The 12,517-nt window shown below is 44.2% G+C and carries 10 protein-coding genes and 1 pseudogene; all 11 read left to right on the top strand.

Annotated elements, in window-relative coordinates; all coding sequences use genetic code 11:
- The first annotated feature begins 100 nt into the window (after positions 1 to 100).
- Positions 101 to 997: a cell division protein FtsX gene (locus ACSX1A_RS04610; protein WP_439882445.1), complete on the top strand. Its 897-nt coding sequence runs from the start codon at positions 101 to 103 to the stop codon at positions 995 to 997.
- Position 998: 1 nt separating this feature from the next.
- Entirely contained in the window at positions 999 to 1,205 is a 207-nt protein-coding gene (locus ACSX1A_RS04605; RefSeq protein ID WP_439882444.1) for a DUF3098 domain-containing protein, read from the top strand.
- A gap of 12 nt (positions 1,206 to 1,217) precedes the next feature.
- Positions 1,218 to 2,051 (top strand): undecaprenyl-diphosphate phosphatase, encoded by an 834-nt coding sequence (locus tag ACSX1A_RS04600; protein ID WP_439882443.1) that lies wholly within the window; start codon positions 1,218 to 1,220, stop codon positions 2,049 to 2,051.
- A gap of 2 nt (positions 2,052 to 2,053) precedes the next feature.
- A complete protein-coding gene (truB, locus tag ACSX1A_RS04595) occupies positions 2,054 to 2,749 on the top strand; it encodes a tRNA pseudouridine(55) synthase TruB (RefSeq protein WP_439882442.1) in 696 nt (231 codons plus the stop codon).
- Positions 2,733 to 3,662 carry a bifunctional riboflavin kinase/FAD synthetase gene (locus ACSX1A_RS04590; protein ID WP_439882441.1) on the top strand — a complete coding sequence of 310 codons (930 nt, stop codon included), beginning with the start codon at positions 2,733 to 2,735 and terminating at the stop codon, positions 3,660 to 3,662. Before truB ends, ACSX1A_RS04590 begins: the two co-directional genes overlap by 17 nt.
- A 171-nt stretch (positions 3,663 to 3,833) precedes the next feature.
- A complete protein-coding gene (locus ACSX1A_RS04585; RefSeq protein WP_439882440.1) occupies positions 3,834 to 5,708 on the top strand; it encodes a TIGR00341 family protein in 1,875 nt (624 codons plus the stop codon).
- A gap of 279 nt (positions 5,709 to 5,987) precedes the next feature.
- On the top strand, positions 5,988 to 6,686 hold the full coding sequence (locus ACSX1A_RS04580; protein ID WP_439882439.1) for a CoA transferase subunit A: 699 nt from the start codon (positions 5,988 to 5,990) through the stop codon (positions 6,684 to 6,686).
- Between the two features lie 17 nt (positions 6,687 to 6,703).
- Positions 6,704 to 7,360, top strand: a complete 657-nt coding sequence (locus ACSX1A_RS04575) for a 3-oxoacid CoA-transferase subunit B (RefSeq protein WP_439882438.1) — start codon at positions 6,704 to 6,706, stop codon at positions 7,358 to 7,360.
- 169 nt (positions 7,361 to 7,529) lie between these two features.
- Positions 7,530 to 9,080, top strand: a complete 1,551-nt coding sequence (locus ACSX1A_RS04570; RefSeq protein WP_439882437.1) for a GNAT family N-acetyltransferase — start codon at positions 7,530 to 7,532, stop codon at positions 9,078 to 9,080.
- Between the two features lie 518 nt (positions 9,081 to 9,598).
- On the top strand, positions 9,599 to 10,528 hold the full coding sequence (locus tag ACSX1A_RS04565; RefSeq protein ID WP_439882436.1) for an acyltransferase family protein: 930 nt from the start codon (positions 9,599 to 9,601) through the stop codon (positions 10,526 to 10,528).
- 692 nt (positions 10,529 to 11,220) lie between these two features.
- Positions 11,221 to 12,256, top strand: a pseudogene (locus tag ACSX1A_RS04560) (IS3 family transposase); the annotation flags it as partial.
- Positions 12,257 to 12,517: the final 261 nt, after the last annotated feature.

Genomic DNA, 12,517 nt, shown 5'->3' with positions numbered 1-12,517 from the left:
CCCGGGCCTGACTTGTACGAGTCAGGCCTTTTTGCTTTACCTTCCCCTCCCGCACTGTATATTTAAATTATATTTCTATTTTTGTGAGGAAGCATCTGGTATGGCAAGAAATATTAAGCACATCAAGAAAAAGAAACTAGGTAACTACCCTCACCTGATGGTAGTTTTCAGTATATCCTTAGCCCTGTTTGTGATCGGACTTTTCGGAATGCTGCTCATCCACGCTGGCAGTCTTTCCGATAAAGTAAAGGAAAGCATTGAAATGCAGGTATACCTGGACCGTAACCTGACCGAGGTGCAACTGGATCGTTTACAAAAGTCAATTGCCGCCAAAGAATACGTTGCCTTTAAAAATGATACGGCCCAGGTTCGCTTTATTTCAAAAGAAGAGGGTGCCAAAGCATTCCTCGACGATACAGGCGAAGACTTTATGGAGTTTTTAGGTGAAAACCCGCTACGGGATGCGTATGTCATGAAAATTGATGCAGACCACTCCAGTTCGCCGGAGCTAAAAAGTATAAAACTGGACCTGGAGGAAATGGATGGCGTGCACGAGGTGCAGTATGTTGAGAGCCTGATCGAATCCATTAACAGTAATATCCAAAAGATCAGCATGATACTACTTGGATTTGCAGCCATACTTATACTGGTGGTGATCATCCTGATAAACAATACTGTAAAACTTGCTTTATACTCACAGCGCTTCCTGATCAGAAGTATGCAGCTGGTGGGTGCTACCTCCTTCTTTATCCAGCGTCCGTTCCTTAACCGGGCAGCATGGCAGGGTATGATGAGTGGTCTTATCGCCTCTGTCCTGATCTTTGCCCTGACACAGTATGCCTACCACGAGGTAAGCGAACTACAGCTCCTGCGCAACGACGAGCAAACATACATCCTGATGGGTGCATTGATCGTGATCGGCCTGATCATCGGTTTTTTAAGTTCATACCGGGCAGTACGCAAGTACCTGCGCATGTCATTAGACGAATTATACTAACATGGAGGAAAATAAAGACAGACTTGCCTTTGGCAGAAAGAACTACATCCTGATGCTGGTGGGCATTGCCCTGCTGGTGATCGGCTTCTTTATCATGACACTTGACACACAGCCTTACGGGCTGGGCTTCCTGGGTATTACCCTGGGTCCGATCATAGTTATGGCCGGTTTTATTGTAGAGGTTTTCGCCATATTAATAAAAGACTAAAAACAGGTATACATGAGTATTTGGCAGGCTATTATTTTAGCCATTGTTGAAGGGCTTACAGAGTTTTTACCTGTTTCGTCTACCGGTCACATGATCATCGCCTCGAGCCTGATGGGCATTAACGAGCTCCCGATCACAAAAATATTTGAAGTTAACATTCAGTTCGGGGCTATCCTGTCGGTGGTGGTGCTTTACTGGCGTCGTTTCCTGCAAGGCCTGGATTTCTATAAAAAACTTTTGCTGGCATTTATTCCGGCTGCCGTGCTGGGCTTTGCCCTGAACGATATAATTGACGCCATGCTGGAGAGTGTGCTGATCACAGCAACGATGCTGCTGCTAGGTGGTGTCGTGCTCCTTTTTGTGGACAAGTGGTTCAGCAACGCAGACAAGGACAAAGTCAATTACAAAAACGCACTTGTAATCGGCTTCTTTCAGTGTATCGCCATGATACCCGGCGTATCCAGGTCTGCCGCTTCTATAATCGGAGGTCTTACACAAGGGGTGAATAGAAAAACAGCAGCCGAGTTCTCCTTTTTTCTGGCAGTGCCCACCATGCTGGCAGCAGCCGGCTACAAACTGGTAAAAGACCTGCTGCAGCTGGAAATTTCCGACCTGATCCGTTTTGACCTCGTAAAAATTCAGAATAGCTTTGAAGTGATCACCGCAGAAGATCTGAAATTGCTGCTTATCGGTAACTTTGTTGCCTTTATCGTAGCAATGCTGGCTATCCGGTTTTTTATCAATTTCCTGACCAAGTATGGCTTTAAGCTATTCGGTTATTATAGAATTGCCCTTGGTATTGTGCTGCTGGCATTACTGGCCATGGGTGTAGATTTAAGAGTATAACTATGCAATACGATTTTGCCGCAGGCGAAATACTCCTTATAGATAAACCACTCGACTGGACGTCGTTTGACGTTGTAAAGAAAGTGCGCAATACCATCCGGGTGAAGAAAGTTGGCCATGCCGGCACTTTAGACCCTTTAGCCACAGGTTTGCTTATACTTTGCACTGGTAAGTTCACCAAACGCATTGATGAGATACAGGGGCAGGAAAAAGAGTATACAGGCAGTATCCGCCTGGGAGAGATTACTCCCTCTTATGACCGGGAAACGGAAGTAACGGAGACCTGCGACATCAGCCACCTGTCTGAAGAGGAAGTTAAAGCCGCAGCGCAAACCTTTGTTGGTACTATTGAGCAGGTGCCCCCTATTTACTCTGCCGTGATGGTAGATGGCAAACGCGCTTATGACCTTGCCCGCAAAGGGAAGTCAGCAGAACTGAAGCCTCGTACGATCACTATCAAAGCTTTTGATATTACTTCTATCGAAGGACCGGAAATACACTTCAAGGTTATCTGTACAAAGGGTACCTATATCCGGAGTCTGGCGCATGACCTGGGTCAAAAGCTAGGCTGTGGTGCACATCTGTCATCTTTGGTACGTACCCGCATCGGAGAGTATAAGCTGGAAGATGCACTGACAATAGAAGATATTCAGGAAATAAGAAGAAAGCAGTTGGAAGCGGATGGAAGTAATTCGTGATATAGCAGCTTTCCCGCGTTTAAGTTATCCTGTTGTCACCAGCGGCACTTTTGATGGCGTGCATATAGGGCATCAGAAAATACTCAGACGTGTCATTAAAAGAGCAAAGCAGAACAAAGGGCAAAGCGTGGTGATCACTTTCTGGCCTCACCCCCGCCTCGTGCTCTTCCCGGAAGATAATAAGTTAAAACTGCTCTCAACCATTGAGGAGCGCATTGAAGCGCTGCGCAGTTTTGGCATTGACTACCTGCTGATCATTCCGTTCACTAAAGAATTTTCACGGACTAGTTCCCGCAGCTTCATCACAGATATATTAGTAAAAGCAATCAACACCAAGCTGCTCGTTATCGGCTACGATCACCGTTTTGGCAAGAACCGCGAAGGCAGCTTTGAGCACCTCAAGGCACGGTCGCAGCAATATGGCTTTGAAGTAGAGGAAATACCACGCCAGGACATTGATGATGTGGGGGTAAGTTCTACCAAGATCCGGAAAGCACTGGAAATTGGTGACGTCGAGACAGCACACAACTACCTTGGCCGCTATTATAGCCTGACCTCTTTGGTAGAGGAAGGAGACAAAATTGGTCGTACAATAGGTTTTCCGACAGCCAACCTGGCCTTGCCCGCCCCACACAAGCTGATACCTGCCAATGGCGTATATGCCGTGTGGGTTAAGATTGGTGGCGAGCGTTTCCCGGGAATGATGAACATCGGATCCCGGCCTACCGTAGAAGGCAAGGAACTTCGCCTGGAAGTACATATTCTAAATTTTGATCGTGATATTTACGGTCAGCAAATAACGGTGGAGTTTGTACAGCAATTGCGCCGCGAACAAAAGTTTAATGGCCTGGATGCCCTCAAAGCCCAGCTCGTAACAGACCGCGACCAGGCAGTACATATTCTGGAGGGATAAGTCCTTTTTAGTACCCTAGAGGGATTAAGCAGCTGTAATACCGGCTGCTTTTTTTATCGGCAGCAGTGCATAACATACTTTTCAGCCGTAAAAAGGCTTCATGCCGTATAACCTCAAGTCCTGATTGCCACGAATCGATAATTGGAATGTAAAGGATCCGGTAACCTGAAGATGAAGGAAATTATCTTAGTTTATGAATTGCAGGATGACCAGGTGGTGCAAACTCAGGTTGTTCCTTTGTTTAGTGATTTTACCATAAACCTTCACCCCTTCTTCATCAACCATAAGTATGATTTTCATGATTCCCTGGTTGTGACCTATCTTAGTGATCAGTCGCTGGCAGAGCTGATCTGTAAAATTTTATACCAAAACTGCACACTGGGTTTTCTTCCGCACCCAAACATGCAGGAAGCCATGCTGGGATTTGACGTTGATGAAAAATTAGAGTCGGCAGCGGAAACAATAATTCAAGGTCCCGCCGCCGTTAACACTGACCTGCTGCTTTGCAATGGCTACCCTGTTTTTCATAAAGTAGTGATCGGGAATAGTATAAGTCTGGTAACAGGTAGCCTGTCTCAAACAGCCATTGCCTCTTTTTTGGAAAAGACGTTCAGTGTTTTTAAGCATATCAACAAACTAATACCGCACTATTTCACCATTAACACCGATGACAAGCCAACTCTAAAAACAACAGCCGTTGGTCTGGTAGCCGTACTGCATGGTAAAAACTCGATCCTTTCCAGGCAGGTACTAAAATCAAATTACACCACCGACGGCAGGCTACATGCTTTTGTGCTTTCCCCGAGAAGTGTACTGCAACTATTGCGCTTTTATATCACCACCTTATTATTTTTTAACCGTTCACGTAGGCTTCCCTCCTTTATTGGCCATATAAAAGCCAAGACCATTAATGTAGATGGCCCTGACCCGATGGACTTTTCTTTGGATAATACATTGATGAGTGCCAGGCGTATAGTGTTTACGGTGCAAGCGGACGCATTTAAAACAATTCCAACTGGTTTTCAGCTTGAGGAGGAGCAGACCGGAGAACCCACCGAGATGTATCGTGTAGATAAACTCCCCAAAGATGAATCTTACATGAAGGAGATTGTTGCAAAGCCGCTATCGCTGATCAACCACGCCTCCACCGATGAGTTCAGGGGCTTGTTTGATGTGCTGCGGGAAAATGCGAAAGTCTCTGGTTCCTTCCTAACCTTAATGGTGCTCTCCACCTTATTATCCTCGCTGGGTTTATTTTCTAATTCATCACCTGTGATTATAGGTGCCATGATCCTGGCTCCGCTCATGGCCCCCATAATTTCCCTTTCGATGGGGGTTCTGCGGCAAGATAAAAAGCTTGTATTAAGCAGCGCCAAAACGATTGGTTTAGGTCTGCTGCTAAGCTATATGGCTGCGATTCTGATCACCTGGTTATCACCCTTGCACTCGATGAACCAGGAGATAGTAAGTAGAATTAAACCAAACCTGCTTGACCTTGGCATTGCTATAATTTCAGGAATTGCAGGTGCTTACGCCCACGCCCGTACAGACATCGCCAAAACGCTGGCCGGTGTGGCTATCGCTGTAGCGCTGGTTCCTCCGCTTGCCGTATCAGGTATTGGCGTTGGCTGGGGCGACTGGACCGTATTTACGGGTGCCCTGCTCCTGTTCACGACCAACCTTACTGGCATTGTACTAGCAGGTACCGCTACCTTTATGCTTCTTGGTTTCAGTCCGTTTCACCTCGCCAGGAAAGGGTTAATCATTTCGCTGTTGCTGGTGGCATTAGTAAGTATACCGCTATGGCTCGGCTTCTCCACCATGGTTCGCGATCACCAGATAATTCAAGAACTGGATGGGCACACCATCAGAAACATCACCATTAGGGACGTGAACATTATCCAGAACAAGCCAATGCTGATCAGTATAAGGCTGCTGGCCGAGGGCCCGATCTCCATGCAGGAACTTGACATCATAAAAAAAGAGATCGAGAACAAGGTAGGGCAACAGGTACAGCTGGAAATTGTGGTGAGTATCAGGCGATAAAATGCAATAACGCCTTCCCATACCAATTACACGAAGGCTACCACGCGCGTATACTCCACTTGCCTACCAAGCAGGTATAACTAAACCACTTTTACCGGAATTTGGCAAGTCACGAAACATAATTCCACCTATGGCAAAACCTATTTCACCCTAAAAACGAAGTACAAAATATTCTAATATGGCTTTTTTTATATAAATTACACTGTTCCTGCAGTCAGCTACAGCTGCTGACCTGCTGTAACAGTAAGATAGAAACTGAGTGTAATCATTGCATAAACTATGATCAATAAAACTGTAAAAAACGTGCAAGAGGCCCTTCAGGGGGTTCAGGATGGCATGACCTTTATGCTTGGTGGCTTCGGCCTCTGCGGCATTCCGGAAAATGCGATACAAGAATTGCTGCGCCTTGGGGTAAAAGACCTTACCTGTATTTCTAACAATGCGGGTGTTGATGATTTCGGAATAGGGCTGCTCCTGCAAAAGCGCCAGGTTAAGAAAATGATCTCCAGCTATGTTGGGGAGAATGCCGAGTTTGAGCGCCAGCTGCTTTCCGGCGAACTGGAAGTAGAACTAACGCCTCAGGGTACATTGGCAGAACGCATTCGCGCTGGTGGTGCCGGTATTCCGGCCTTCTTCACTCCTGCCGGTTACGGCACCGAGGTAGGCGAAGGTAAGGAAAGTAGAGAGTTCAACGGTAAAATGTACCTGATGGAAGAGTGGCTTAAGGCTGACTTCTCTTTTGTAAAAGCCTGGAAAGGCGATACCGCAGGTAACCTGATCTACAAAGGTACTGCCCGAAATTTTAACCCTATGATGGCTGCTGCCGGTAAGATCACTGTGGCAGAAGTGGAAGAACTTGTTCCAGCCGGCGAACTCGACCCGAACATGATCCACACGCCGGGCATTTATGTGCAGCGCATTTTCCAGGGCGAAAAGTATGAAAAGAGAATTGAACAGCGTACGGTAAGAACTGCTTAACCCAAACCCAACAAGAGATGAGTTTAGATAAACACGGCATAGCGAAACGTATCGCAAAAGAAGTTAAAAACGGAATGTATGTGAACCTTGGGATCGGTATTCCGACTCTGGTTGCCAATTACCTTCCGGAAGGTATAGAGGTTGTCCTGCAATCAGAGAATGGGTTGCTGGGCATGGGCCCCTTCCCTACCGAAGACCAGGTTGATGCAGACCTGATCAATGCGGGTAAACAAACGATCACCACCCTCCCTGGCTCGTCCATTTTCAGCTCTGCAGAAAGCTTTGGCATGATCAGGGGGGAACATGTAAACCTGACCATTTTAGGAGCCATGGAGGTAGCCGAGAACGGTGACATTGCCAACTGGAAGATCCCGGGTAAAATGGTAAAAGGCATGGGAGGTGCCATGGATTTGGTAGCCTCCGCCAAGAATATTATCGTGGCCATGCAGCACACAGCCCGCGACGGTTCATCTAAGCTGCTGAAAGAGTGTACACTGCCAATAACCGGCGTCAACTGCGTAAAGAAGATCGTTACTGACCTTGCTGTACTGGAAGTGGTTGAAGGTGGTTTTAAGTTGTTGGAACGTGCTCCTGGTGTTTCGGTAGAAGATATCAAAGCCGCGACGGCAGGTAACCTTCTGGTGGAGGGGGATATTCCAGAGATACAGGTATAAGTAATTGTATAGCCTAAGAACACAAAAAAGCGCGGTACCCTCACTGCGCTTTTTTGTTTAATTTTACAGCAGCAGGTACTGCAGAATGTCAAGCTTCAATTATATTATATCAAAACTATACTTGCAGCACGTATAAAGACAGAAGATTAAAAGCGACCCACATTAAAATATGAGCGAAAAAGAAGAAACCAGTTTTGAGCACAGGTTATTATTGCGCCAGTTAGAGCTGAAAGATTATAAGGAGGTAAAAGAGATCATGGACCTGGTGTACTCCAACATGGATGGCGCCTGGACCCGCAAAGAGTTTTCGAATCTGCTGAAGAAGTTTCCGGAAGGCCAGATCTGTATCGAGGATAATGGCAGAGTAGTCGCAGCAGCCCTAAGCCTTGTAATAGACTATGACGAGTATGGTGACAAGCACACATACGACCAGATAATTGACAAAGGCACATTTAAATCACATGACCCTGAAGGCGACACCCTGTATGGTATAGATGTGTTTGTGCACCCGGAGTACCGCAACCTGCGCCTTGGCCGCCGCTTGTACGATGCCCGAAAAGAGATCTGCGAAAAGCTGAACCTGCGTGGTATCATAGCCGGCGGCAGGATACCGGGTTATAAGAATTATGCAGATAAGCTCACGCCTGCCAAATACATTGAGATGGTGCGGAACAAGGAGCTTTCTGACCCTGTACTGTCTTTCCAGCTCAGCAACGACTTCCACGTGCGCCGCATCCTGAAAGGATACCTGCCTGACGACAAAGACTCCCGCGCCTATGCAACGTTGCTCGAGTGGATCAATGTATACTTTGAGGAGAAAGAGAAGCTGATCGGTGGTAAGAAAACGGTAGTTCGTATCGGTATCGTGCAGTGGCAGATGCGTGCCGTAAAAGACCTTGACGATATGATGCAGCAGATCGAGTTCTTCGTGGACACGGTAAGCTCTTACAAATCGGATATGGTGGTGTTCCCGGAGTTTTTCAATGCGCCGCTTATGGCTCTTACCAATGAAGAGTCTCCTTCGGAGGCTATCCGAAGTATGGCTGAGTATACCGAAGAGATCCGTGAGCGTATGGTGCAGCTGGCCCTCTCTTACAACATCAATATCATTGCGGGTAGTATGCCCGAGTATTACGATAACAAGCTTTACAACGTAAGCTACCTCTGCCGCCGTGATGGTACTTATGATGCACAATATAAACTTCACGTAACGCCGGATGAGTCACATTACTGGGGTATGCGCGGAGGCCATAAGCTGAAAATATTTGATACGGACATCGGTAAGATCGGTATCCTGATCTGTTACGATGTGGAGTTCCCTGAGCTTGCCCGTATGCTTTCGGACATGGACATGAAGATACTCTTTGTACCTTACTGGACAGATACGAAGAACGCTTACCTGCGTGTGCGCCGCTGCGCCCAGGCCCGTGCCATCGAGAACGAGTGTTATGTAGCCATCACGGGTAGTGTAGGCAACCTGCCACGCGTAGAGAACATGGATATCCAGTACTCTCAGTCAGCCGTCTTCTCCCCTTCTGACTTCGCTTTCCCGCACGATGCGGTGGTAGCCGAAGCCACCCCTAATACGGAGATGACCCTGATCGCTGACCTGGACCTGGATCTACTGAAGGACCTTAATACGGCAGGAAGCGTAAGAAACCTTAAAGACAGAAGGAAGGACCTATACAGTTTGAACTGGGTGATGCGGAAGGAAGAATAAAATGTTACAATTGATATGAAATCCCGCATATTACACATAGTATGCAAGTAGAACCTCCTGTATTTGTGTTTCAGCCTTACAACATAAATACAGGAAGTTCTCATATGCAGATAAGCTAATTCTTCATTACTCAGGTATAGCTTTTCATGATAGACCGTTTATCTTCCAATCGGATTCAAGATTTCTTAGCTCCCTTTCTCCTGGCTCTCGACTAGTTTCTGGATGATCGACTGGTCCTCCCCACACAAGACATAGACATTTAGCAGAGCCTTCATATATTGTTGAACCAAAAAAATCAAACACTTTGTTTAAGACAATATTAAATAAAACCCTGGAATAGGCTTAATTAATTATTCATATTAAATTTGATAAAAAATTGCAAACATCATACAGTAATAATTGCGAATATTCTAAAACTTCTAGGTTATATTTTATTCAAAATGGTAAATTGAATTAGAAATTGTACTTAAAATGAAGGTAATTATCATTTAATATATACAGAAACCTGCTTGATTAAAATGCACAAAAAGAATAACCTAGACTTCTTAAGATTAATATTTGCATTATTTGTAATTATTTCCCATTCCTATCCATTATCAGGAGTGGGAAATCATGATTGGTTGTATCAAATAACTAATAAACAACTTATTTTCTCAGACATTGGCGTAACAGGCTTCTTTATTATTAGCGGTTTTCTGATTTTCCAGAGCCTTGAGAGAAGCGAAAATTTAATTGATTATTATTGGAAAAGGGCCTTAAGGCTTTTTCCGGCCTTGATAGTTGTTTTACTTTCTACAGTAGCACTTGCACCTTTTGTTTATGAAGGAAATACTACATACTTGAGCAATATGAGTATGTGGAGCTATATCCCAAACAATTTATCTTTATACAGGCCTCAGTACCACATTGATGGTATTTTTGAAAATAACCCTTACAAGTCAGCAATAAATGGGTCACTTTGGACTATACAATATGAATTCACAATGTACTTTTTGCTGTCTTTCCTGCTTATTTTCAGAAAGAAAAAATCTGCAAGCATACTTATATTATCAGCATCTTTTGTTCTTTTAGCAATAGCTAATATTTTCTTTATTGAAACACTAGAAAAGCATGAACTTCTTAAGTCAAGTAAAAATCTACTAAATCTAGGTTCTTTCTTTATTGCAGGTTCACTACTGGCATCAATTAAGATAAATAAAAGTAATAAAGTAAATCTGATCGGTTTTATTTCATTTGCATTGCTTATCACCTCTATAGCTTTCAACCAATTTGATTTACTTAAGCTTTTCACCCTTCCTTTGGTAGTTATATGTTTTGGACTAGGTTCTACACCTATTATAAATAATATAGGGAACAAGATTGGTGATTTATCCTATGGAATCTATTTATTGGGTTTTCCTGTTCAACAAACTCTTGTTCATTACTTTAAGCAGATTATTTACAGTTAATGATTATCAGCTTACTAACTTCTTCTATTTTAGCTTATTTGTCATGGCATTTCATTGAGGTAAAGGCACTTAAATTAAAAAAGATAAAGCCGACTCTTTACTTTAAACAAGTATCAATTGTTCTAGCGGAACAGTCACAACTGAAATTAAAGACAAAACTTAATAGTTTCATTAAGAGAAACTAGCCAAATAGACTTAATATGATAAAATAATTCCAGTAAAACCCAAATAGCTGCAGATAAGCAAAATCAATTAGTACCTCATAAATGACTAACAAAGGCAGTTTAGAAAGTTAAACTCTGCTCTGCTGTGTTTGATTGTTTTAGACGCATATTGCAATTGCAGTTTTTTTCTTTGCTAGCCAATCTTTTCTGCCATAGCCTTATTCTTGCGGATGGGTGAGATAGTCAAGTATCGTATGTCTCAACTTTGGTTGTAGAAGCTTTCGTTGTATTTAAATAATGTCAGCTAGTCCACCAAGTGCAACCATCACGCGGTGGCCGAGCGCGTGAACGGGATTGTTAAAGAAAGTCCATTTAAACCTGCACTAGCGTAAAGGAGTTGGAAGTAATTGTCATAAAAGTTGTCGAGATCTCTACTATAAAAGGCAGCACGTGAGCCTATTGTATGCTACCCTAAAAATAGGACGGTTTAAAAGTAGAGAAAGAATGACTAATTTTAAACAGTTAGATATGAAAAGGAAGCAATTTGCGACCCAACAAATCACCAAGATTTTCAAGGAATTTGAGGAAGGAAAAAATGCAGCTGAGATCAGTAGGGAGTATGTAGTAAGCCAGGCAGCTTTTTACAAATGGCGCCAGCGCTACAATGATATGGATGCCACTGAGCTAAAGCGGCTAAAAGAGCTTGAAGAGGAGAATCGCAGGCTTAAGGCCATGTAAGCTAAGCTGGCCCTGGATCTGAAGGTGGCCAGGGAGATAATTGAAAAAAAGCTTTAAAGCCCTGCAAGAAAAAGCAGATAGCAGAGGAGATTGTAAAGGAGAAGAAGGTAAGCATCAGCAGGGCGTGCAGAGTCTTGAGTCTGAGCAAATCTGTGTATTACTACCAGTCTCAGAGGGAGAATAACCCGGTGATAGATACCTTGCGCAAGAAGGCGGAAGAACATCCAAGGAAGGGATTCTGGAGGCATTCAGGCGCTTGCGCAATGAAGGAAACCCTTGGAATCACAAGCTGGTTTACGGGGTCTACACAGCCATAGGGTTGAACATCAGAAGGAAAACGAAGAAAAGGCTTCCTCAGCGAGTAAAGGAGCCATTGGATGTTCCTCTGGAGCAGAATCACACCTGGTCTATTGACTTTATGAGTGATGCTTTGATGAACGGGAGTAAGTTTCTCTTTTAACTTGATGGACGACTTCAACAGGGAAGCTTTGCATGTTGAGATAGATTATTCCCGGAAGAGCAACAGAGTGGTGGGTGTAAACCACTTGATAAAGAGAAGGGAAAGCCTAAGCGCATCAGGATGGATAATGAGCCTGAATTTATTGCCTCACTCATGGAGGAATGGAGCAAGATGAACCGGATTGAATTTGTTTACATTCAACCTTGCAAGCCTACTCAGAACGCCTTTGTAGAGAGGCTCAACGGTACTTACAGGAGGAATGTGCTGGATGAAGTAAGAAAAATCACATGTATCTGGATGGAAGACTATAACAACTGCAGGCCCCATAATAGCCTGCGGGGGCTTAGCCCAATCCAGTATGCCCAGGCTAAAGGTGGGGCGTTAACAATGGATAACTCTACCGAGTTAACCACAATTAACACCCATAGTAATAGTAGAAACCACTAATTCAATTAATTGGAAAAACCTTTCTCTCTACTGCAGGGCAGTTCTAAAAAGGGGAAGCTTACATATGCAGGCACCCTATCGGGGTTATGTCCAGAAGAGGCAAAAAAACTTGTGAGCAGACGCCCACAAGTTTTTTTATGCCATCGTAAAACCTTTTAAATTATTTTAACCAAGAACAAT

The organism is Pontibacter sp. MBLB2868, from assembly GCF_051904785.1.
GTDB lineage: Bacteria > Bacteroidota > Bacteroidia > Cytophagales > Hymenobacteraceae > Pontibacter.
Note: the sequence above shows the minus strand (reverse complement) of the source record. Positions and strands in the feature narration are given on the sequence as shown.

What these genes read in the sequence shown, in the direction of transcription:
- ACSX1A_RS04610 (WP_439882445.1), top strand. Translation starts at nt 101, where the DNA reads ATGGCAAGAAATATTAAGCACATCAAGAAAAAGAAACTAGGTAACTAC.
- ACSX1A_RS04605 (WP_439882444.1), top strand. Translation starts at nt 999, where the DNA reads ATGGAGGAAAATAAAGACAGACTTGCCTTTGGCAGAAAGAACTACATC.
- ACSX1A_RS04600 (WP_439882443.1), top strand. Translation starts at nt 1,218, where the DNA reads ATGAGTATTTGGCAGGCTATTATTTTAGCCATTGTTGAAGGGCTTACA.
- truB (WP_439882442.1), top strand. Translation starts at nt 2,054, where the DNA reads ATGCAATACGATTTTGCCGCAGGCGAAATACTCCTTATAGATAAACCA.
- ACSX1A_RS04590 (WP_439882441.1), top strand. Translation starts at nt 2,733, where the DNA reads ATGGAAGTAATTCGTGATATAGCAGCTTTCCCGCGTTTAAGTTATCCT.
- ACSX1A_RS04585 (WP_439882440.1), top strand. Translation starts at nt 3,834, where the DNA reads ATGAAGGAAATTATCTTAGTTTATGAATTGCAGGATGACCAGGTGGTG.
- ACSX1A_RS04580 (WP_439882439.1), top strand. Translation starts at nt 5,988, where the DNA reads ATGATCAATAAAACTGTAAAAAACGTGCAAGAGGCCCTTCAGGGGGTT.
- ACSX1A_RS04575 (WP_439882438.1), top strand. Translation starts at nt 6,704, where the DNA reads ATGAGTTTAGATAAACACGGCATAGCGAAACGTATCGCAAAAGAAGTT.
- ACSX1A_RS04570 (WP_439882437.1), top strand. Translation starts at nt 7,530, where the DNA reads ATGAGCGAAAAAGAAGAAACCAGTTTTGAGCACAGGTTATTATTGCGC.
- ACSX1A_RS04565 (WP_439882436.1), top strand. Translation starts at nt 9,599, where the DNA reads ATGCACAAAAAGAATAACCTAGACTTCTTAAGATTAATATTTGCATTA.